Source organism: Melioribacteraceae bacterium (assembly GCA_019638015.1).
GTDB lineage: Bacteria > Bacteroidota > Ignavibacteria > Ignavibacteriales > Melioribacteraceae > JAHBUP01.
In genome coordinates this window covers 1,852,349-1,874,347 of the sequence record JAHBUP010000001.1, presented here as the reverse complement: position 1 = coordinate 1,874,347, position 21,999 = coordinate 1,852,349, and the positions used below count along the sequence as shown (strand labels likewise).

Annotated in this window: 22 protein-coding genes; 3 read left to right on the top strand and 19 right to left on the bottom strand. The window is 34.6% G+C overall.

What is annotated here, in order from left to right:
- The first annotated feature begins 23 nt into the window (after positions 1 to 23).
- Genes sucD through KF816_07840 form a run of 3 tightly spaced genes read left to right on the top strand, consistent with a single transcriptional unit; the run spans position 24 to position 2,579 of the window.
- On the top strand, positions 24 to 1,022 hold the full coding sequence (gene sucD / locus KF816_07850) for a succinate--CoA ligase subunit alpha (GenBank protein ID MBX3007925.1): 999 nt from the start codon (positions 24 to 26) through the stop codon (positions 1,020 to 1,022).
- Between the two features lie 27 nt (positions 1,023 to 1,049).
- Positions 1,050 to 1,487 carry a nucleoside-diphosphate kinase gene (gene ndk, locus KF816_07845; protein ID MBX3007924.1) on the top strand — a complete coding sequence of 146 codons (438 nt, stop codon included), beginning with the start codon at positions 1,050 to 1,052 and terminating at the stop codon, positions 1,485 to 1,487.
- 42 nt (positions 1,488 to 1,529) lie between these two features.
- A complete protein-coding gene (locus KF816_07840) occupies positions 1,530 to 2,579 on the top strand; it encodes a hypothetical protein (protein ID MBX3007923.1) in 1,050 nt (349 codons plus the stop codon).
- A gap of 31 nt (positions 2,580 to 2,610) precedes the next feature.
- Here the strand turns inward: KF816_07840 and KF816_07835 are convergent, their stop codons facing one another.
- From KF816_07835 to maf, 19 genes are all read right to left on the bottom strand, one after another.
- Positions 2,611 to 3,924 (bottom strand): nodulation protein NfeD, encoded by a 1,314-nt coding sequence (locus KF816_07835; protein MBX3007922.1) that lies wholly within the window; start codon positions 3,922 to 3,924, stop codon positions 2,611 to 2,613.
- A gap of 73 nt (positions 3,925 to 3,997) precedes the next feature.
- The gene (locus KF816_07830; protein MBX3007921.1) at positions 3,998 to 4,810 is read right to left on the bottom strand and encodes an arginase family protein; all 813 of its coding nucleotides are present in this window, start codon (positions 4,808 to 4,810) and stop codon (positions 3,998 to 4,000) included.
- Positions 4,811 to 4,913: 103 nt separating this feature from the next.
- Complete coding sequence (gene yajC, locus KF816_07825; GenBank protein ID MBX3007920.1) at positions 4,914 to 5,225, bottom strand: preprotein translocase subunit YajC; 312 nt, start codon at positions 5,223 to 5,225, stop codon at positions 4,914 to 4,916.
- Position 5,226: 1 nt separating this feature from the next.
- Positions 5,227 to 6,375 carry a tRNA guanosine(34) transglycosylase Tgt gene (gene tgt, locus KF816_07820; protein MBX3007919.1) on the bottom strand — a complete coding sequence of 383 codons (1,149 nt, stop codon included), beginning with the start codon at positions 6,373 to 6,375 and terminating at the stop codon, positions 5,227 to 5,229.
- A gap of 27 nt (positions 6,376 to 6,402) precedes the next feature.
- Positions 6,403 to 6,828 carry a DUF393 domain-containing protein gene (locus tag KF816_07815; GenBank protein MBX3007918.1) on the bottom strand — a complete coding sequence of 142 codons (426 nt, stop codon included), beginning with the start codon at positions 6,826 to 6,828 and terminating at the stop codon, positions 6,403 to 6,405.
- A complete protein-coding gene (locus KF816_07810; protein MBX3007917.1) occupies positions 6,809 to 7,162 on the bottom strand; it encodes a rhodanese-like domain-containing protein in 354 nt (117 codons plus the stop codon). The genes KF816_07815 and KF816_07810 overlap by 20 nt, the downstream gene beginning before the upstream one ends.
- A gap of 7 nt (positions 7,163 to 7,169) precedes the next feature.
- Positions 7,170 to 8,402, bottom strand: coding sequence for an HlyC/CorC family transporter (locus KF816_07805; GenBank protein MBX3007916.1), 1,233 nt, complete (start codon positions 8,400 to 8,402; stop codon positions 7,170 to 7,172).
- Between the two features lie 20 nt (positions 8,403 to 8,422).
- Positions 8,423 to 9,310: a decaprenyl-phosphate phosphoribosyltransferase gene (locus tag KF816_07800; protein MBX3007915.1), complete on the bottom strand. Its 888-nt coding sequence runs from the start codon at positions 9,308 to 9,310 to the stop codon at positions 8,423 to 8,425.
- Complete coding sequence (locus tag KF816_07795) at positions 9,288 to 10,943, bottom strand: methylmalonyl-CoA mutase family protein (GenBank protein MBX3007914.1); 1,656 nt, start codon at positions 10,941 to 10,943, stop codon at positions 9,288 to 9,290. Before KF816_07795 ends, KF816_07800 begins: the two co-directional genes overlap by 23 nt.
- Before the next feature lie 41 nt (positions 10,944 to 10,984).
- Positions 10,985 to 12,823, bottom strand: a complete 1,839-nt coding sequence (gene mutL / locus KF816_07790; protein MBX3007913.1) for a DNA mismatch repair endonuclease MutL — start codon at positions 12,821 to 12,823, stop codon at positions 10,985 to 10,987.
- Positions 12,824 to 12,840: 17 nt separating this feature from the next.
- Positions 12,841 to 13,314 (bottom strand): dihydrofolate reductase, encoded by a 474-nt coding sequence (locus KF816_07785; protein ID MBX3007912.1) that lies wholly within the window; start codon positions 13,312 to 13,314, stop codon positions 12,841 to 12,843.
- Positions 13,315 to 13,334: 20 nt separating this feature from the next.
- On the bottom strand, positions 13,335 to 14,258 hold the full coding sequence (locus KF816_07780; protein ID MBX3007911.1) for an FAD-dependent thymidylate synthase: 924 nt from the start codon (positions 14,256 to 14,258) through the stop codon (positions 13,335 to 13,337).
- A 7-nt stretch (positions 14,259 to 14,265) separates the two neighbouring features.
- Positions 14,266 to 15,444, bottom strand: a complete 1,179-nt coding sequence (locus KF816_07775; protein MBX3007910.1) for a glycerate kinase — start codon at positions 15,442 to 15,444, stop codon at positions 14,266 to 14,268.
- Positions 15,445 to 15,451: 7 nt separating this feature from the next.
- On the bottom strand, positions 15,452 to 15,949 hold the full coding sequence (locus KF816_07770; protein ID MBX3007909.1) for an HIT domain-containing protein: 498 nt from the start codon (positions 15,947 to 15,949) through the stop codon (positions 15,452 to 15,454).
- 75 nt (positions 15,950 to 16,024) lie between these two features.
- Positions 16,025 to 18,121 carry an elongation factor G gene (fusA, locus tag KF816_07765; GenBank protein MBX3007908.1) on the bottom strand — a complete coding sequence of 699 codons (2,097 nt, stop codon included), beginning with the start codon at positions 18,119 to 18,121 and terminating at the stop codon, positions 16,025 to 16,027.
- A 30-nt stretch (positions 18,122 to 18,151) separates the two neighbouring features.
- Positions 18,152 to 18,535: a hypothetical protein gene (locus KF816_07760; GenBank protein MBX3007907.1), complete on the bottom strand. Its 384-nt coding sequence runs from the start codon at positions 18,533 to 18,535 to the stop codon at positions 18,152 to 18,154.
- A 6-nt stretch (positions 18,536 to 18,541) separates the two neighbouring features.
- Positions 18,542 to 18,958 (bottom strand): YtxH domain-containing protein, encoded by a 417-nt coding sequence (locus tag KF816_07755; GenBank protein MBX3007906.1) that lies wholly within the window; start codon positions 18,956 to 18,958, stop codon positions 18,542 to 18,544.
- 179 nt (positions 18,959 to 19,137) lie between these two features.
- A complete protein-coding gene (locus KF816_07750) occupies positions 19,138 to 21,363 on the bottom strand; it encodes an NADP-dependent isocitrate dehydrogenase (GenBank protein ID MBX3007905.1) in 2,226 nt (741 codons plus the stop codon).
- Positions 21,364 to 21,398: 35 nt separating this feature from the next.
- Positions 21,399 to 21,977, bottom strand: coding sequence for a septum formation protein Maf (gene maf / locus KF816_07745; protein MBX3007904.1), 579 nt, complete (start codon positions 21,975 to 21,977; stop codon positions 21,399 to 21,401).
- Positions 21,978 to 21,999 lie beyond the last annotated feature (22 nt).

The following is a 21,999-nucleotide window of genomic DNA, read 5'->3' as shown; positions in this document are numbered from 1 at the left end:
TTGAAATTAAACCGGGAAATAAAATGAGTATTCTGCTAGATAAGAAAACTAGAGTTGTTGTACAGGGTATAACCGGAAGCGAAGGCTCCTTTCATACAAAACAAATGATTGAGTATGGCACTAATGTAATTGGTGGAATTACACCTGGCAAAGGAGGTCAAAAATTCGAAGGAACTAACATACCAATATTTAATACCGTTGCAGACGCGGTTAAATCCGCGAAGGCCGAAGCATCGGCTATATTTGTTCCCCCTTCATTTGCCGCCGACGCAATTTTAGAAGCCGCTAATGCCGGTATCAAGTTAATTGTATGTATCACTGAAGGTATTCCATCTAAAGATATGATTGCCGTTTATAATGTAGTAAAATCAAAAAATGTAGTATTGATTGGACCCAACTGCCCCGGATTAATTTCTCCCGGTAAGGCAAAAATTGGTATTATGCCCGGATTTATACACAAGCAAGGGAAAGTCGGTGTTGTTAGCCGGAGCGGAACATTAACCTATGAAGCAGTTAAGCAGTTAACCGATCTTGGAATTGGACAATCAACATGTGTGGGAATTGGCGGTGATCCGGTAATAGGCTCACGATTCATTGATATTATTAAGTTTTTTAATGATGACCCGGGCACAGATGGAATTGTGATGATTGGAGAAATTGGAGGAAGCGCGGAAGAAGAAGCCGCTCTATTTATTAAAAAGAATGTTAAAAAACCGGTTGTTGGATTTATTGCGGGCAGAACAGCACCTCCAGGAAGAAGAATGGGACACGCAGGCGCTATCATTTCAGGAGGAAAAGGAACCGCATCCGAGAAAATGGCCGCTATGAAAAAAGCAGGCATAAGTGTAGTTGAAAGTCCGGCCGAAATTGGTATCACTATGAAAAAAGCTTTTGATAAAATTAAATCTGTAAAAGTAAAACCGGCAATAAAAACTAAGGCAAAAAAAATTGTTAAAGCTCCCGCTAAAAAGGCAGTTAAAAAAATTGTCAAAAAAGCAGTTATCAAGAAAAAGAAAAAGTAGACTAATAAATAATTTATAAGGAGACAAATGTTGAATAACAGAACACTTGCAATTCTAAAACCGGATTGTGTTCGTAAGAATCTTATTGGTAAAGTAATTTCTCAGATGCAAGATGCCGGATTTAAAATTATTGGATTGAAGATGGTACATCTAACAGTTGATTCGGCAAAAGGATTTTATGAAATTCATAAAGAGAGACCATTTTTTAATGAATTGATTGATTATATGACGTCGGGTCCATGCGTGCCAATCGTACTTGAAAAGGATAACGCCGTTGAAGATTTCAGAACTTTGATTGGAGCTACAGATCCCCAAAAAGCAGCAGAAGGTACAATTAGAAAACTTTACGCCGAGAGCATTCAAGAAAATATCGTTCATGGTTCCGATAGCAATGAAAACGCAGCTAAAGAAATATCTCATTTCTTTTCAAGAAAAGAATTGCTTGAAATTAACGGCTGGAAATAAATCCGGTATTTCCGGAAATCATAAATTAAAAAAGAGACTAAAATGAATTATAGTATAAGGTATTTTCTTTACGTAATCGTAGCTGTACTTATTATTTCGTGCGGTGGTGGAGAAAAGAATAATGAAAAAATTAACACCATGTTATCATCGGAAGAATCGGTTGCTAAATTAGAATCGGCTGATCTTAAAGATCAAAAAGTAAATTTGAATTATAGCTTTAACAAAGGGGATAAATTCAGTTATCGACTCACAACCACTACTTCTTCTCTTCAAGAAATTTTGGCTGATACTTCCGCCAAGTCGGAAGCCGAACAAAAAGTGGCATACATATTCGATTTTGAAGTAATTGATGTTGACCAGGATAAAATTGCAGAGATTAATACTACAATTAGTTCAATTGTTCTTAACGCAACTATTGATAATCAAAAAATTAATTATAATTCAAAGAAAGAGAACAGCACCGAGGAAAAGCAAAAATTTATTGAGTATGAATCAATAACTAATCAGCCGTTCCGAATCAGAATAAATCCTAGAGGTGAAATTATTGAAGTAAGCCGGTTAGATAAAATTGTTGAGAAATTGAATAATCTCAGTCCACAGAAACAAGAACTCACACCCGATCAAATTATTGCGTTGGCAAAAAATTTCGGTGAGTCGGCAATTCGTCCTGTAACCCAATTAATCTTTAGAGAGTTTGGTACCGAACCAATTCTTAAAAACTCAACATGGGAGAAATCGTACCCATCCCGTATAGCCGTATTCGAAACAACAAATACCGCTAAATTTTTGGTTGAAGATTTCGTAGTGGTAAATGATGAGCCAACGGCAAAAATAAAAGCTGTATTATCAACAATTTCGAAAGGTGAGAAAGAGGGTAAAGAAAATGGGATGACGTATAAATTTGATGACCCTAAAGTAACTGGCGGCGGCAATATTTTCTTTGGTATTGAGAGTGGTAGATTATTTAGAAGCGAAACTACCACTAAATTAGAACTTAATCTTGAACTGAATGCTCCAAACGCGCTTCAGAAAATGGAAAAATCTAAACGTAAAGAAGTTACAATAAATAAAAATCTTGTAGAGCTTATTTAATTAGCGGGCGGGGATTTACTCCCCGCTTTTTTTATTTCTTCACATCAACAACTACTTTTGAACCCTCAATAGCTTTCACATAAATAGAAGAATCCCGATTTATAAAATTACCTTCAGAAACAACATCGATTCGTTGACCATTTAACATCGCCGTGCCGGAAGGTCTCAAATCGGTGAATGCCGTACCTTCAACCCCAATTAAATGACTTAGATCTGGGACAGAGGCATAACCAGATTTGGCTACAATATTATCATTGAGAATCATTTTATTCCACATTTCTGTTTTAGGCAATATTTTTGAAAGAAGATAAGCGGTAATAACTGTTGCCACAAATGTTGAACCGAGTTGAATAATCGCAAAATAAATTGATTCCATCTCAAGCATTTTGAAATCCCCTAATAATCCGAGAAATAAACTGCCTATCATTAATACAATTCCCGCAATACCAAAAATCCCAAATCCGGGAATAAAGAAAAGTTCAACAAGAAGTAATGCAACGCCCACGACAAATAATATAATTTCGAGTACCGAAGCAATTTCTAAAATATATCCTGTTCCAAAAAACAGAGCTAATGCAATAACTCCGGCAGTTCCAGGCAATCCCCATCCAGGCGTTTTAATTTCGGTATATAAACCAATCAAACCAATCATAATTAATAAGGATGAAATTATTGGATTATTAATAAATCTTACTAAATCCTCTGACCAATTGGATTCGAGCGTAATCATATCAGCTTCTTCCAAATTTAAGTATTCCTGTACAGCGCTCATGGAAGTTAAAACCGTATCTGCCATACCATATTTTAATGCTTCTTCCGAAGTGAGAGTAATTAATTTAGTACTGTCGTCTTGCAAATCGGGCACAATTATTTTTTCATCAACCATACCCTGAGCAATATCAGTTCTTCTTTTATTCTTTTCAGCGGTAGCTCTCATCTCTGAGCGCATGTATGATTGGTACTTTTCAGATTGTTTCTGCCCTGCTTGATCCACCACTGTGCTGGCTCCCATAGATGCGCCGGGAACCATAACAATTTTTTCACATGAGAGAGTAATTAATGCTCCGGCTGATATTGCTCTCTTATCCACAAATGCAACAGTTGTTATTTTTGAATTTAGAATAGCGTCTTTTATTTGAGTTGCGGCATCAACTCTTCCGCCAAATGTATTAATCCGGAATATAATTGCTTGAGCAAAATTTTTCTCAGCTTCCTTAATCACTCTCCTAACATAGGGCGCTAGACCTAAATCAATATCCCCTTCAATATTTGCATAATAAATAGAATTTTGAGCATCAACTTTACAAAATGCTAGTAGAATTAATAATAAAAATATTCGTTTCAATTTACCCTCCGAAAGTTGTAACAATTACGACGATTCAAATTTAGCTTAAGTTTTAGCGAAATGCAGCGTATTTCTACAAATATGAGATGATTTTATAAATCAATTTTGAGATTAGATATGCGGAAATTTGATCAATACCACCTGAAGAATACCCTGTGAGTACAATACCGGAAATACTTTTATCCTGAATTATTATCTTTAATAAATTGAGAGTTTCATCCCAGAATAATCCTCCAGGTTCTTTTGATGAGGCAAGAACTGAAGGATCAAAAACCGATACATCAAGATAGATAAACACTTTACCTGTCAAATTATTTGCAATGAGCTGTGCCCAATTGTTTTGATACATCCCCAGCCTGATTTCTCTCGATAAAAAGAAAGTTACTTCTTCCCCACGAAGCTGCTCAAGTTCTAACTTTGAAAAATTCCTTCCTCCCACATGTAATAATTTTGCCCGGGTTTTACCTTTATTAAGTTTATCAGATAATAAAAGCGGGTTGAATTTCGAGCTTAGTACTATGCAAGAATTAGAATATTCTTTTAAAATATTTTTAGTTAACGGTAGAGATAATTCATCTGATGGTGCAATAATGATTGGAAGTTTTTTATCAACAAGTTGAGAGGAGATATTATCAATTATCTTTGTAGAATTTTTACTGGCTATTGTTTGATGTAATGTAGCAATACCAAAATCATAACAAGCTTCTCTATTCATCTCCTCATCAAATTTGGAAAGTTTATAAGATGATTTGATAATCTTTGATTCCGGTGAGCTACTTTTGGTTTTGCCCGATTCACTCAAAAAATTTAATACTACCAATGAAGTCTTGTACTCCGAATATTTCTTCTCAAGATTCAAGAAATTATGTTTTGTAAAATTTTTCATTGGTAGCTAGATTTGTTGAGATTAAATTGAAAATGAGTCTGCACTAAAACAGACTCATTTTCTCATATAAAACCGAGATATAACAGTATTAGTTTGTAGTTATTTATTCTTTTATAACAGAAGCTACAGCGGAACGGTCAAATTTTATTTTGACATTATTACCGACATCTAAAAGGACAGTTTTTTCTTCAAGACCGGCAACTGTGGCATAAATTCCACTACTGGTAATAATTTTATCCCCTTTTTGTATAGCTGATAAAAGAGCTTCTCTTTCTTTTGCTCTTTTCTTCTGGGGTCTAATAATCATAAAATAAAAAATAGCAAAGATTGAAGCGAACATTATTAATGTGCTAATCATACTTCCGCCGCCGCCGTCTCCGCCAGGTGGTGGTGCCATTGCTAACAAAATATCCATTTTACTCCTCTTTTGTTTGTACGTTTACTGATATTGTTTTAATTATTTCATTTTTCCATTCGGTAAAAGTGCCATCTAAGATTCTTTCTCTGGATTGGCGCACCAAATTTAAGTAAAAAGTTAGATTATGTATTGAAGAAAGTTCAAGGGCTAAAATTTCTTTAGAATTGAAAAGATGCCTCAAATATGCCCGGCTAAAATTCTTACACAAATAACAATCACAATTTTTGTCAACAGGGTTAAAATCGGTTTTATAAGCTGAATTTCTCATTGAAACAATGCCTTCGGAAGTAAATAAATAGGCGTTTCTAGCGTTTCTTGTAGGCATAACGCAATCGAACATATCAATTCCTCTTGAAATCGCTTCCAGTATATTTTCCGGACGACCAACTCCCATTAAATACCTTGGTTTATTTTCCGGTATAAAATCGGTAGTAAAATCAACAAGATCGTACATCAGATCGGCTGGCTCGCCAACTGCCAATCCACCGATAGAATAACCGTCGAATCCAATCTCAACTAACTCTGTTGCGGATTGCTCCCGTAAATCTTTATAAACGCTTCCTTGAATAATGCCGAATAAATGTTGATCGAACCCATATAAAGGTACGCTATTCTCAAACGCTTCTTTATTTAGTAATGCCCAATTTGTGGTTAATTCTTTTGATTTCTTCGCGTAATCATATTCACATGGGTATGGAGTGCATTCATCGAGCGGCATTAAGATATCGGAACCGATACTCCTCTGAATTTCAATAACTTTTTTTGGAGAGAAGAAATGTTTTGAACCATCGAGATGCGAGCGAAATTCAACACCATCTTTTTTGAGTTTCCTTAACTCTGAAAGACTGTAAACCTGGAAACCGCCGCTATCGGTCAAAATAGGTTTTGACCAATTCATGAAGTTATGTAGTCCCCCCGCCTTTTCTAATATATTTGTGCCGGGACGAAGATACAGATGATAAGTATTTCCTAAAATAATCTCGGCATTAATCTCATCAGATAGTTCGCGCTGCTGAACCGCTTTAACTGTACCTTGTGTTCCTACAGGCATAAATATTGGCGTTTGAACTATCCCATGAGCCGTCTCAAATTCTCCAGTTCTAGCTTTTGAAACGTTTTCGGTATGTTTTACTTTAAAATTGAGCAAAATGAATTAGCATCCTATAATTAAATTCTAATTAATAAATCTTAGTTTATCCTCATCATTAGGGAATTTACAAACAATATTTTTAGTGAAAATATATCTGTGCTTAGCGACAAAATTATAACCCGCATCGCGGATAAATTTTGGTATAAGTTTCAGAATACCGACGGTAAATTTATTGAATCCGATGACTCTTAATATTTTTATAATTGCATCGGATCGGTAATATAAAAAAGACTTGTTAATGAAGATTATTGAATTATCTTTATTTGGATTAACAGAATACCTCCTCTCAATTGATTTAACAAAGTTGGATTTAGAGGAAGTAAATCTTAGCTTTTTATTTTTATCCAGCCTCAATAAAAGGTTAACACATGAATTGCAAAATGCGCAGTCACCATCAAAGATAAGAACTGAATCTATATTGTTTAGATTGTCATCCTCGCTCAACTTCACCGTGCCAGTCAATTATTCCATTCGCTAAATTATAAAGATTCTTAAACTCCATTTTACTCATTTGTACACATGCTGTTTTACTTCTGCTGCCGCTACGACAATAAACGAAATAATTTTTATTTCTATCCAGCTCATCAATTAGCTGAAGAAAATTTGGTTTATATATATCTATCAATTTTGATTTATTTAAACGTACTTCAGAATATTCTTCTAAAGTACGAACATCCAAAAGGACAGCATCTTTTGTTTCATTTATCATTTTTTCAAAATCCTCAGATTCTAGATTTTGAAAAGGGAGATTACTCTTTTGGAAAAAGGATTTAAGTATACTCATTCTTTAATTATTCCATTTCTTGTTCTCTAATAACTTTACATAAATTAATTTTAGTTTTATCCGATTTTAATATTAGAACTGTGAGATTGTCAATCTTAAGAGTTTCCCCTTTAATTGGGATTCTTCCAATTTTGTAAGTTATATAACCGGCTATCGTCGAATAATCCCCCTCTGGGATTGAAAATTCATGTTCATCGTTCAGATAATCAATTTCAATTTTACCGCTAATAACAAATGTTTTCTTATCGATTTGCTTAACAAAAGATTCATCGGCTACATCATATTCATCTCGAATCTCGCCAAATAATTCCTCAATCAAATCTTCCATAGTTATAATTCCAGCGGTACCGCCAAATTCGTCCACCACAATTGCTAAAAAGAATTGTTTTTCTAAAAACTCATTAAGCATTTCCAAACTTTTTTTGGTTTCGGGTACAAATGATGCTTCACGAATAATTGAGGCTAAATCTTTCGGATTTTTAAATATATCTTTTGAGTAAATCCATCCTTTAATATTATCAAGATTCTCCTCATAAACCGGTAGTTTAGAATAACCCGATTCAATTAATACTTTAGTCACTTCATCCATCGTATTTGATATTTCTATGCCCACTACATCCGTCCTTGGAGTCATTGCCTCATACACGCGCTGTTCCTTAATTTCAATCACTCTAGAAATAATCTCTGATTGATCTTCATCCATCGTACCCGCTTCGGAGCTTTCATCAATTAAATTCTGCAAATCTTCCTTATCAATTAAATTCAATATCTCGCTCTGTTCTTTCTGACTAGTCCGGCTTATAATAATTGAGAGCCCTGAAGCAATTTTAACAAATGGGAAAAGCATAATTGAAACAAATCTTAATGGAATTGATGATGCTAGTAATAATCTATCAGCCAATTCTGACGCAAAATACTTTGGAATAAGTTCTCCAAATAATAGTAAAAGGACCGTTGAGATAATTAGTATTGAGATTTCTTCAAAGCCAAAATTTTTAATAAGTATAATTGAGCATAAGGATGCGAATGATATATTAACAAGATTATTTGAAATAAGAATAGTTGAAAAGAATATATCCGGATTCTTAAGAAAATATTTTGCATTCAGAGCCAAAAGATTATTATTCCTCGCCCAAAGTTCTATTTTAATTTTGTTTCCACGCAAAAAGGCAATTTCTGATGCGGAGAAAAAACCACTTAGTGCAAGTAATACTATTAATAAAATCCATTCAAAGCTCATAATCTCTGTTCCTCGTGCATTTAGAGATAAATTATATAAAATGTAACCAAAATATACGCAATAGAATTTATTAACATCTGCTTGTCGTTATAGAGCACTTCAACTACATTTTCTCCTTTATTTTCATGATAAACAACATACATATATCTGAAAATTCCAAAAACCACAAAAATTGTAGTATAAACTAGTGATTCAGAATTAAAATAGATTACAGTCTTCTCCGAAACACTGTAGAGAGAATAACATATTATTATCCCCGCCGCTGCAATCGAAGTTATCTGATCAATAAATCCTAAACTATAATACTGCAACACAGATCTTTGGTTAACAGCATTTGGAAAACTGGCTATTTCTACACGCCGTTTCATTGCCGCTAAAAATAGAGAAAGAAAAATGGTTGTTAGTATTAACCAGTTAGAGAGATACACCGAAATAATCACAGCACCCCCGAGCACTCTTAATATAAATCCAATTGAAATACACATTAAATCAATAATTACAATATTCTTTAAATAAAGTGAATAAAATAAATTAAGAACAATGTAGCCCCAAACTATCACTGAAAAGTTTATTTTTAATTGTGACGTAACTAGCATGGTAATTAGGAAGAGAGAAGTAAGAAGAATAATCGATTCACCGGATTTAATTCTCCCACTCGCCAAAGGTCTATTTTTTTTGAGCGGGTGAACCGCATCTTTTGAAGCATCAACTATATCATTAAATACGTATACAGTACTGGAGGCGAGCGAAAAAGCTATGAATCCGGCTAACACCGATGCAAAGTATTCGGGTTCAAGTATATGTTTTGAAAATACCGACGGAATGAACACAAAAATATTTTTAAGCCAGCTGTTAAATCGAAGAAGAAGCAGATAATCTTTAATTTTAGAAAACAACTGTTTCTTCATAAACTCCATAATGTACTTTTAGCTGATTAATAATTTCACCGAGTGTTACATATTTTTTTGCAGCGAGCAGAAGCGCCGGCATTATATTTTTTTCATCTCTTACGCAATTTGAGATTTCCTTTAAAGCAGTCTCAACATCAGCATTATTTCTACTTTGACGCAATTCAGCTAATCTTTTTTTCTGGATTTTTTCAACTTCAGAGGAAATAGCAAGAATCGGGATATCGATTTTTTCTCCCTCTTCAATAAATTCATTTACACCAACAATATATTTTTCCTTTTTCTCCAATTCTTTCTGGTAACGATATGCCGCATCTGAAATTGATTTCTGAAAATAACCAGCTTCAATAGCATTTATTACTCCACCAAGCGAATCTATTTCCATAAAAATCTTTTCAGCTTTTTCTTCCATTGTATTTGTGAGCGCCTCAACAAAATAACTTCCACCAAGTGGATCAACTGTATTAATTACACCAGTTTCATAAGCCAACAATTGTTGTGTCCTCAGCGCAATTTTAACAGCTTTTTCACCCGGCAATGCGAGTGTTTCATCCATCGAGTTTGTATGAAGTGACTGAGTACCACCCATTACTGCCGCCAATGCCTGAAATGCAGTTCTAATAATATTATTCTCCGGCTGAACTGCTGTAAGAGTGCATCCCGCAGTTTGAGTATGAAAACGGAGCCACCATGAACGTGGATTTTTGGCACCATATTTTTCTTTCATTCTTTTTGCATAAATTCTTCGGGCGGCTCTAAACTTTGCAACCTCCTCAAAAAAATCGAGATGAGAATTAAAAAAGAATGAAATTCTCGGAGCAAAAACATCAATGTCCATTCCCCTCTCTAAACATGATTCGATATATGCAAAACCATCTACAAGAGTAAAAGCCAATTCCTGGACTGCTGTAGAACCAGCTTCACGAATATGATATCCGCTCACAGAAACCGGATTCCACTGAGGAACTTCAGAAGCGCAAAACTCAATCATATCAGTTATAATTTTCATTGAAGGTTTGGGAGGGAATATATACTCCTTCTGAGCGATATACTCCTTTAAAATATCATTTTGTAATGTACCCCGTAATTTGCTGAATGGTATTCCCTGCTTTTCAGCAATTGCTAAATAGTAAGCAAATACAATGGCTGCAGGTGAATTTATAGTCATTGAAGTTGATACTTTATCGAGAGGAATTTGATCGAAAAGAATTTCCATATCCTGTAACGATGAAATTGATACACCGCAAATTCCAACTTCACCATCGCTCTCCGAGCTATCGGCGTCATATCCCATTAAAGTTGGTAAATCAAACGCAACTGATAATCCAGTTTGACCATGCTGTAGAAGATATTTAAATCTAGAATTAGTGTCTTCTGGCGTACCGAAACCTGCAAATTGACGCATCGTCCATACTTTGCCTCTGTAGCCGTCAGCGTGAATTCCACGGGTAAATGGATAGACGCCTGGAAATCCAATTTCATCCTCAAACTTTTTATCAAATGTATCTTCGGGAGAGTAGAGGGGTTTGATCTCTTCACCCGAAACCGTTGTATATTTGTGTCCCCCTTCATTTATTTTATATAGTTTAGATAAGTATTCCGACTTCTGTTTTGTGTACTCTTCTGAATACATTTTTTTTGCCTTTCTATTATGCTCCATAAGGTTAGATCTATTTATATTCTTCCAAATCTTTTATCAAATTCTTCCAATGGTATTTTGATCACAATTGGTCTTCCATGCGGACAAACATATGGCATTGAAGTAGCAAATAATTTATCAACCAAAATCCTCATTTCTTTTTCAGTCAAACTATCCCCCGCTTTAATAGCTGCTTTGCAAGAATATGATTTGGCCAAATTGTCCCTCGTTTCCAACTGTTTTTCAACTTCATTTTTTCTGTATTCGTGCAAGATATCTAGAAGAGTCTCAACTTCATGCTCAATCTTTACATCGGAGGGAATACCGGTAATTAAAATTGTGTTCTTTTGTTGAAACTTAATTTCAAAACCAAGATTTGTAAGGTATGGTTCAAGTTCTTTAACTAGAAGATAATCTGCCGGATCAAGTTTGACCGGCTGTGGAAAAAGAAGTTGCTGGGCAAATGGGATATTCGCATTGAATGCGTTAAGTGCTTGTTCATATAAAATTCTTTCATGAGCAACGTGTGCGTCAATAATCATCAATCCGCTTCTAATCTGCGAAAGTATATATTTATTATGAAGTAGTATTATAAAGGGTGTTTCCGGTTTTCCAGTTGATGAAACATTATTCGAATGCTCTACTTGAGTAGTAGTTTCTTCGAATGGAGATTGTACTTCCGAAGCTGCTGAGTCATTCTTTAAATCTCTGTTAATTTTTGAAAATAAAAGCTCAACATCACCATCAGAAAACGATGTTGGTTTTCTTAACTCTGACTTTAATGGACGATCAGAGAAGTCAGCTCTCAACAACTGTTTACCCTTTGAATAATTTAGGGAGGAATTTTCATATGATGATTGACTGATTGAAAATGTCGGTACAATATCATAACTGGCAATAGTTTTTTTAACTACAGCTTTTACGAAAGCGTAAACTTCTTTCTCATCTTCAAACTTAACCTCAAGTTTTGAGGGGTGAACGTTCACATCAATTTTTTTCGGATCAACGACAAGAAAGAGTACGAAAAAAGGGTAATCCCCTTTATCTAGAATATTTTCATAGGCGGTAAATACAGCGTGGTTTATTATCCGGCTTGAAACAGACCTATTATTTAAGAAAAAATATTGCTCCCCTTTATTTCTTCTCAGATAAACTGGTTTTGATACAAATCCGGTAAGACTCATATAATCTGTTAATTCTTTTACCTCAAGAACTGATTGGAGAATATTATCTCCAAATACCTCTATAAGTCTTTTAGTAATCTCACCTTTTTTAAAATCGAGAATAATTTCATCATCATTATAGAGTTGGAATGAAACTTCGGGGTTGCTCAATGCAATTTTTTTAAATGTTTCAATTATATGTTTCAGTTCTGTTTGGTTTGATTTTAGAAAATTTCTCCGCGCCGGTACATTATAAAAAAGATTTTTAACGGCAATGTTTGTTCCTTTGGGTGTTGCTCCTTTTTCTAGTATAACGCTGGAATTTTCATCAATCTTTAGAATATTACCAACTTCATCTTCTTCTCTTCTGGTACGAAGTTCAAAAATGCTCACGGCCGCAATTGATGCAAGCGCCTCACCTCTAAAACCGAATGTTGTTATATATTCCAAATCTTCAATTGAAGTAATCTTACTTGTAGCATGACGTTGAATACTCAAAACCGCATCCTCTTCATTCATTCCAGAGCCATCATCAATGACCTGAATTAAATTTTTACCGGCATTTTTAATAAACACTTCAATCTGTGAAGCTCCAGAATCCAATGAATTTTCCATTAACTCTTTCACAACAGATTCGGGGCGATTTACTACCTCACCGGCAGCAATTTTATTGGCAATATTTTCGGGCAATATTTTAATTTTTTGATTCAAACAATTTCCAATTTATTTCAATTTACTCTTCTAATATAATGATGAACTTCGAATTCGGGGAAACTTTTCACATTTTCTAATTCCCACTTACTTTTATCGAAGTTTGGGAAAAAGGTATCACCTTCATAATCCCCGTTAATTATTGATAAAATCATCTCATCGGCAATGTTTATGGTTTGAGAATACAATTCCGCCCCGCCAATGATAAATAACTTTTCAGATGTAACACTTTTTAAAGCATCTTCAAAAGAATTAAAAAATCTGACGTTTTGATTGTGTTTAAGATAACACTTATTGCGTGTTAATACGATATTTATTCTTCCAGGTAGTGGATTTTTTAGAGAGGACCAAGTCTTTCTCCCCATTATAACAGGATAACCAAGAGTTATTTCTTTAAAGTTTTGTAATTCTTGAGGTATATGCCAGGGTAATTTTCCATAATTACCAATTACATTATTTTTTGAAACAGCCGCTACTAAAATAATTTTCACAATTAAAAGTAGGTTACTTTTTAATTCCAAGGAATCTTTAAGCCAAGCCGATCAAGCTTGCCTTCAAATTCATTTCTCTCTCTATGAGCACTTAACTTTCCATCTTTTAAATTGAGCCATCCATATTCTTGGGCAAGACTTTTAGCTGAGTCTAATTTCCCAGTGACAATTTCTTTTAATAATGCTATTTCGAGAGATGATAAATTTATAGAATTAACAACATAATCTTGAAACGCTGACCAGGCCAACGGGCACCATTTGCTAACAATTTCATTTCCAATAGCATTTGCGTAAGCTCTAATTTCATACTGAGCGTGCATATCCATCCGAAGTCCTAAAAAGTGCAGCAAATTATGAAGATCAATTTTCCAATAACCTTCTGTGTATGTCGAAAGTGGCAAATCTTTTCTTGCCTGCTCTCTCGCAACTCCTAAATTTAAACGCCCTTGGTAAATTTCACGTGCAAAATTTTGGAGTTCTGTTTCTTGCTCACTTAATTTTTTCCCAATTTCTTCGGGCATAAAACCTTCGCTGCCCTGCTTATTATCTTTCGACTGAATTCTCCATTCACCAATACTTGTTTTCTGTGACGCGTCAATCGCAATTGAATATCGTGTAGAATATTCATTTACATTTGCGGTTCTGTGTCTAATCCATTGCCGCCACGCATCCATTGGAACACGCAAATGAAGCTTTAATTCGCACATTTCAAAAGGAGTAGTATGCCGGTTGCGTAAAAGATACCGGATTAATCCTCTATCCTCATTTACTTTTTTTGTCCCTTTACCATAAGATACTCGTGCGGCTTGAACAATAGCTTCATCCGAGCCCATATAATCAATAACGCGGATAAATCCATCATCCAATACTGGAATTTTCTTCCCGAGTATGGCTTCAATTTCCGGGACAATTATTTTATCTATTTTTTCAATCTCTTCCATAATCTCGCTTTTAATTATTTTCTTGTTGTTTTGCTAATGTTTTTAAAATTGCTCGAGCTATAGGTTTACAAGCTAGTTCTATTCCTTTATTAATTTTTTCAATCGACTCTTCCACAGTATCGAAATATTCGGCGAGCTCAATCACTTTGAGGAATTCATTTTTAGGCAATTCTCCCTCCGAAGTACCGCATATAAAGTAAGTTGGTATCTTATGTTCAGTGGCTTCATTTAATAAAATTACCGCTCCTTTATTTAAGAATGATTGAGCGTCAAGTTGACCCTCACCTGTAATAACAAGATCGTAAGCAGTTTCTTTAAAATTAATTCCAACAAAATCCTTTAAAAAATCTACGGCAGTAATCTCTTCAGCTTTGAAGAATAATTTTAGCGCGGCAGATAAACCACCACCTGCACCAGAAAGGTGCTTTATTTCCGACTGACTCAATTCCAATTGAGTTAATATATTCTTGAAACTTTCATCCAATTCAAAAACTTCATCAGGTGAAGCGCCCTTTTGCTGACCAAAGATAATACTGGCACCAAGCGAGCCAACCAAAGGATTTCTTACATCAATCACTGTTGTAATTTTAAATGGGCAATCAATTTCTGGAACAACAATTTTTTGTACTGACTTAAAATTTTTAGGAATTACCGGCAGCAGATTATCTTTTTCATCATAAATTTCGAGACCGAATACTTCGAGAGCTCCCAATCCTAAATCATTTGTACCGGTTCCTCCAATACCAATAAATACATGCTCGATCTCCATAATTCCATTTACTGAGGCATCATAAATTTGCAGAAGTAAATCCCCCATTCCTTTCGAGGAATTCAACATTGGCTTTCTTTTATCTTCGGCGAGTAATTTTAACCCTAGCACTTCTGCCGATTCAATAAACATGAACTTTTTTTCGGGGGAATAAGCTACCGGACAGAAGAAAAGATCATCGCTATAAGGAAATCTAATTTCGAAATGAAGAATTTCAAGATTAAAAATTCTTTCGCATACGGGTAGAAATCCATCTCCACCATCCGAAATCGGTTTTATGTCCATTTCGATGATGGGCTTAATTGTTTCGGGGATATACATTTTAAGCGATTGGTCGATCAGTTTGGCTATTTCAACTGAACTTGCACACTCTTTAAAACTGTTAGGTGCTACCAAAATATTAAATTTTTTCTTGTTCATATTATCTTCAAATTTTATTGAATTCATTAATTAATAGATTTTTTGTATAAAGTAAATCTTGCGATATAACCTTCACATTTCCAATAGTAGGCATAAAATTAGTATCTCCGTTCCATCTAGGTAATACGTGAAAGTGAATGTGCTCATCAATTCCGGCTCCTGCCGCTTTTCCTAAATTAGCACCAAAATTAAATCCTTGTGGTTTAATTACTCGCTCTAATATTTCGATTATCTTGCCGGTTAATTCCATTACTTCCATTTTCTCTTCTTGATGCAGCTCATTATATTTTGAAAGATGTCGATAAGGAATTATCAATAAATGACCACTATTGTAGGGAAATAAATTCAGCATGGTAAAACAATATTTACCTTTATGAACAATAAGGCATTCATCCGAATACATATCAGAATTTTCAGAACTGCAGAATACGCAATGTTCTCCCTCTTTTTTTTGCTTGAACGATTCAATATAAGCGGAACGCCAGGGTGACCAAAGTTTTTCCATATCAATTTCTTTTTGATGTGTATTTAAAAATAAAAAAGGCGGAAGTTAATTTCTTCCGCCTCAAGGAAATAAATATTATTCGTCATCCCCTTCTTTAGATTTCTGATATGCTTCAATAATTTTTGATTCAACTTCTTTAGGGACTTCCTCATAATGAGAAAAGGACATACTAAAATGACCGCGACCTTGAGTTAAAGATCGAAGTTGTGTTGAATACTTATGAAGTTCAGAGAGAGGAACTTTAGCTTTTATAATTTGGTATGGACTCTCAGAATCCATTCCTTGAATTTTACCTCTTCTTGACGAAATATCCCCCATTACATCGCCCATATATTCTTCAGGAATCTTGATAGTAATATCATTAATAGGTTCAAGAATAATTGGTTTTGCTTCGGTGAATCCTTTTCTAAATGCTTGTGATGCAGCTATTTTAAAAGAGACTTCATCAGAATCAACGTCGTGATAGGTACCATCAAACAGAGTAACTTTAACATCTATAACCGTGCTGCCGGTTAAAATACCTTTTGCCATTATTTCTTTTAATCCTTTTTCAACGGCTGGAACAAATCTTCCAGGTACTACACCGCCAACAATAGCGTTCACAAATTCATAACCAGAACCTCGGGGCATCGGCTCTAACTTTAAATGTACGTGTCCATATTGACCACGTCCACCAGATTGTTTTTTATGTTTATATTCTGCGTCTTCACATTTACCACGAATTGTTTCACGGTATGGAATTCTTGGTTCAACCAAATCCACTTCAACTCCATAACGATCTTTTAATAATTTTATTGCTAAATTTAATTGAAGCTCACCTTGTCCTGATATAATGGTTTGAGCTAGTTCAGGTTCAAATCTAGATTGTAATGTTGGTTCTTCTTCGTGAGCCGTATGGAGAGCAGCTGAAATTTTATCCTCATCTCCCTTAGCTTTTGGCTTTACCGCAAATCGAATCACCGGTTCAGGATAATCTATTTTGGGGAATACGATTGAGAAATTTTTTGAGCAGAGTGTATCACCGGTGTGGCTGTCTTTTAACTTAACAACTGCTCCAATATCACCGGCGTTCAATTTTGGTATCTCTGTTCTATTTCTTCCGTTCAATACAAATATTTGTCCCAATCTTTCAATTTTATCTCGAGTTGTATTCTGTAAATCTAAACCAGGAGTTAATGAGCCCGAGCAAACTTTATAAATTGAAAGTTCCCCAACATGTTTTTCTGAAAGTGATTTGAATATGAAGAGAGAAGGTTCAGCATTAACATCGCATGCAATATTAACACTATTATTGTTATCTTTCATTGAAGCTGTTAAAGCCGGTCTTTCAGCAGGAGATGGTAAATACCTTGAGATAAATTCGAGAAAACTATTAACGCCAACTGCTTTTGATGCTGAAAAAGCAAATGCAGGAATTAAACCACAATTCAATATTGCAATTTTAAGTCCGGCTGTTAATTCGGCGTCCGTTAATGAACCCTCCTCGAAAAACTTATTCATTAATTCTTCAGAAGATTCAGCAACTTTTTCGATCAATTCCTCCCTAAGTTTTTGAGCTTTTTCAAGAAGATCTGCAGGAATTTCCTCTTCTGAAATTTTCTTTGATCCAGCATCCCCATAAGATATCACTTTCATTTTTAATAGATCAACAACCGATGTGAAATTAATACCTTCCTTTGCCGGGAAATTAATCACGGTGATATCAGTGCTCAATCTTTCTTTTGCTTTAGCAATGGTTTCAAAGAATTTGGAATGTTCATTATCACATTTGTTAATGATTACAGCAGCAGGAAGTTTATATTTTTTAATGAAATCCCAGGTCGATTCTGTACCAACTTCAATACCCTCAGCACTTTTGATAACGGAAACTGCTGTATCAACAATGTGTAATGATGAAATTACCTGACCAATAAAATCGGGGAAACCTGGTGTATCGAGGATATTGATTTTCGTGTTTTGCCACTCAACATGTAACGGGGATGCGGCTATAGAAATTTTTCTTTCAATTTCATTTGAATTAAAATCGGAAATAGTATTACCTTCATCTACCTTACCTATACGATTAATCTGTCCCCCTGTAAAAAGCATTACTTCCGATATTGAGGTTTTACCGCTTCCTCCATGACCGATAAATGCTATATTTCTAATAGCATCTGCATTGTACTCTTTCAAGATTAGTTCTCCTTGTATGAAACTAGAAATTTACCTGTTTTTAAGTGCGTCCCAAAAGGAAACCAATCCTCGGGAAATAGCTCTTAAATTTCTAATAAAATCAGAAACCGAATTTTCGGATGTAGTTGTTTTATTGAAGGATGTTAAATTAGAAACTTTATGCTTTAGATTATTAATACTATTCTCTAAATCTTCCCAATAACCTTCAACTTCTGATACAATTTTATTTGCTTTATCAGCTGCCACGTCAAGTTTTTCAAAGATAGGTACAGTCTTTTCAACAAGTTGATGTATATCTTTTCTCATTTCATCAACTTGAATGAGTAATCTTTTTAAGTAAAATATTAGGTAAACACATAACGCAGTAGCTGAAAGAATTAATAATACCAATACAATCTGGATTAAAATGCTCATAATATTTTAAGATTCCTTTTCAGTTTTATATGCATCCATTCCAGCTTTAAAAGCAGTCTTTAATCTGTCACCTTCTCTTTCCAACTTTTCTTTACTACCACTTACTGCCGCACCTGCCTTTTCTTTTGCATCTACCAAAATTTTTTCAGCCTCATTTAATAATTGGTCCACCTTAACTTTTGCGTCGGAGACCAATTTTTCAGATTTTTTTTTCCCATCATTAATCAATTGTGAGGCTTTATCCTTTGCATTTTCAAGGTAATTTTCGGCGTCTTCCATAAAATCTTGAGATTTTTCTTTTATATCCTGCCTTAATTCTTTACCCGATTTTGGGGCATAAAGAAGAGCAATTACAGCACCAACCGCAGCACCAGTTAAGAAACCGACTAATAATCCTTTTCCAATTCCATTATCTTCTGCCATCTTGTCCTCCATTTATTGTTAGTATTAGAAAAATAACAACAGCGTGCCCTAAAATCAAGAATAACTGACACAAAGAGCCTATTTAATTAAATAAAAAGGCTTCCATAAGAAGCCTTTTCTTCAAATCTCATAAAATACAGCGTCATAAATTAATAATTCATTTTTCAATTACAGAAAAATTACATCCCATCAATAATTTTATTAAAAATGCTACTTGGTCGCATAACAGCAAACGCTTTTTTATCTACAGGGAAGAAGTAACCACCTAGATCAACAGGCTGACCCTGAACTGATAAAAGTTCTTTCTCAATTTTACTATCATTAGCTTCAATTTCTTTGGCAATTTTAGTAAACCGATCTCTTAAATCTGTATCAGCATTTTGATTGGCTAGAGCCTGAGCCCAATAATAAGCTAGGTAAAATGAGCTTCCTCTATTATCAATTTCATTTACTTTTCGTGATGGGGATTTCGAATTCTCTAGATAATTTCCAATTGCTACATCAAGTGTTTCTGCCAATACCTTTGCTTTCTTATTACCTGTTTTATCGAAAATCATTTCAAAACAGGGAACCAATGCAGAGTACTCACCTAGTGAATCCCATCTCAGGTGATTTTCTTTCAATAACTGCTGAACATGCTTTGGAGCAGACCCACCAGCACCAGTTTCGAATAATCCGCCACCATTTAATAATGGAATTATTGAGAGCATTTTTGCACTAGTGCCAAGCTCAAGTATTGGGAATAAGTCGGTTAAATAATCGCGGAGAACATTACCTGTGACCGAAATTGTATCTAATCCTTTGCGGGATCTTTCAAGAGTATATTTCATTGCGTCAACCGGTTTTAGAATTTTTATTTCAAGTCCGGCTATATCAAACTCAGTTAAATACTTTTTAACTTTAGCAATGATTTCATTATCATGACCTCTATTTTCATCAAGCCAAAAAATTGCAGGAGAGCCAGTTGCCTTAGCTCTATTAACAGCTAATTTAACCCAGTCTTTAATAGCTTCATTCTTGGTTTGGCACATCCTAAAAATATCACCCTTCTCAACTTGCTGTTCAAGTAAAATTTCATTTTTTGAATTAATAACCCTTACAATACCATTATTTTTGACTTCAAAAGTTTTGTCATGCGAACCATATTCTTCGGCTTTCTGTGCCATTAATCCAACGTTTGAGACTGCGCCCATTGTTGCTGGATCGAATTGTCCTTTAGTTTTAGCATCTTCGATTATTTCTTGATACATAGTTGCATAACATCGATCAGGGATCATTGCAATACAATCTTGCAACTCATCATTACGGTTCCACATCTTTCCCCCGTCACGAACAACATTTGGCATGGATGCATCAACTATAACATCATTAGGAACATGTAAATTTGTTTTTCCACTCCTTGTATCAACTATGGCAAGAGGAGCACTCGTTTCTAGAATTTTATTAATATCATTTTCAATAACAGTTCTTTTTTCATCCGGTAATTTTTTGATTTTTTCGAGGATATCCATCAAACCATTATTAACATTAGCCCCAACCTCTTTCAAGCTATCTGCGTGTTTATCAAGCGCATCTTTAAAATAGACATATACCGCATGTCCAAACATTATCGGGTCAGAAATTTTCATCATAGTAGCTTTGAGATGGAGTGAAAGCAGTAAATTATCTTTCTTTGCCGCTTCGATCTGTTCGGCATAGAATTTTCTCAACTCATTTACATTCATAACAGAGGCGTCAATCACCTCACCAGTAATTAATTTCATTTTTTCTTTAAGAATTGAAACATTACCAGTTAAATCAACAAATTCTATAGAAGCAATATCATCATTTTTCATTGTCAAAGATTTTTCAGTTCCATAAAAATCCTTGTCCACCATGTGAGCGACTTTTGATTTAGAACCTGATTGAGGCCAAGGTTTCATCATTTTATGAGGATATTTCTGAGCAAATTTCTTAACCGATACAGAAGCTCTCCGATCAGAATTACCTTCTCTTAAAACTGGATTTACAGCCGAACCTAAAACCTTAGCATATCTATTCTTAATTTTTTTCTCTTCTTCCGTTTTAGGCTCTTCGGGATAATCGGGTATATTATAACCTTTGGCCTGTAATTCTTTAATCGCTTCCTGAAGCTGTGGAATTGAAGCACTAATATTAGGGAGCTTAATAATAATTGTTTCAGGCAACTTTACACTTTCTCCCAGTTCGGATAAATAATCCGGGATTTTTTGTTCTTCATTTAAATGATCAGGAAAGTTCGCAAGAATTCTTCCTGCTAAAGAAATATCTTTCTCTTCAACCTCTATTCCAGTTTCTTTAACAAATGATTTTAGTATAGGAAGAAAACAGAAAGAAGCTAGTGCGGGAGCTTCATCAATTTTGGTCCAAATTATTTTTATTGACATTTAATATTTCCGTTTATGTTGTATTATTAATTGATTTATAGAATTTCGATTAGTGATTTGTAAAGTTTAGCGAGCGGTAAACCAACCACGTTGTAGTAACACCCATTAATCTTTTCAACGAACACCGCTCCAAAGTCATCCTGGATTCCATAAGCCCCGGCTTTATCCATCGGACTTCCCCCTTTTACATACTCATCTATTTCTGTATTAGTTATTTTCCTAAATTTTACATTTGTTCTTACATACTGAGTAATTGTATGTTCTTTATATGAACTAAATATCGTAAATCCAGTAAACACGGTATGAGTTTTCCCACTAAGTTTCTTTAAAAATAAAACTGCTTCTTTTGAGTCTCTGGGTTTTCCAATTATCTCTTTATCTAAAACAACAATTGTATCTGCGGTAATTATTACTCCCGACTTAATGCGTTTCTTTGCTTCTTCCATTTTTTGAAGGGATAATCTTTTAACGGTTTTAATTGGATGTTCTCCATCCAATATCTCTTCATCAAGATCTACGGAAAAAGATTTGAATTTTATACCTAACTGTTTTAATAGTTTTCTTCTTCTTGGTGATTTTGAGGCAAGATAAATTTTATTTGTGGTGGAAATCATTTATGGCAGTACGATGGTATTG

What these genes read in the sequence shown, in the direction of transcription:
- sucD (MBX3007925.1), top strand. Translation starts at nt 24, where the DNA reads ATGAGTATTCTGCTAGATAAGAAAACTAGAGTTGTTGTACAGGGTATA.
- ndk (MBX3007924.1), top strand. Translation starts at nt 1,050, where the DNA reads ATGTTGAATAACAGAACACTTGCAATTCTAAAACCGGATTGTGTTCGT.
- KF816_07840 (MBX3007923.1), top strand. Translation starts at nt 1,530, where the DNA reads ATGAATTATAGTATAAGGTATTTTCTTTACGTAATCGTAGCTGTACTT.
- KF816_07830 (MBX3007921.1), bottom strand. Translation starts at nt 4,810, where the DNA reads ATGAAAAATTTTACAAAACATAATTTCTTGAATCTTGAGAAGAAATAT.
- yajC (MBX3007920.1), bottom strand. Translation starts at nt 5,225, where the DNA reads ATGGATATTTTGTTAGCAATGGCACCACCACCTGGCGGAGACGGCGGC.
- KF816_07810 (MBX3007917.1), bottom strand. Translation starts at nt 7,162, where the DNA reads ATGAGTATACTTAAATCCTTTTTCCAAAAGAGTAATCTCCCTTTTCAA.
- KF816_07805 (MBX3007916.1), bottom strand. Translation starts at nt 8,402, where the DNA reads ATGAGCTTTGAATGGATTTTATTAATAGTATTACTTGCACTAAGTGGT.
- KF816_07800 (MBX3007915.1), bottom strand. Translation starts at nt 9,310, where the DNA reads ATGAAGAAACAGTTGTTTTCTAAAATTAAAGATTATCTGCTTCTTCTT.
- KF816_07795 (MBX3007914.1), bottom strand. Translation starts at nt 10,943, where the DNA reads ATGTATTCAGAAGAGTACACAAAACAGAAGTCGGAATACTTATCTAAA.
- KF816_07775 (MBX3007910.1), bottom strand. Translation starts at nt 15,444, where the DNA reads ATGAACAAGAAAAAATTTAATATTTTGGTAGCACCTAACAGTTTTAAA.
- KF816_07770 (MBX3007909.1), bottom strand. Translation starts at nt 15,949, where the DNA reads ATGGAAAAACTTTGGTCACCCTGGCGTTCCGCTTATATTGAATCGTTC.
- KF816_07760 (MBX3007907.1), bottom strand. Translation starts at nt 18,535, where the DNA reads ATGAGCATTTTAATCCAGATTGTATTGGTATTATTAATTCTTTCAGCT.
- KF816_07755 (MBX3007906.1), bottom strand. Translation starts at nt 18,958, where the DNA reads ATGGCAGAAGATAATGGAATTGGAAAAGGATTATTAGTCGGTTTCTTA.
- KF816_07750 (MBX3007905.1), bottom strand. Translation starts at nt 21,363, where the DNA reads ATGTCAATAAAAATAATTTGGACCAAAATTGATGAAGCTCCCGCACTA.
- maf (MBX3007904.1), bottom strand. Translation starts at nt 21,977, where the DNA reads ATGATTTCCACCACAAATAAAATTTATCTTGCCTCAAAATCACCAAGA.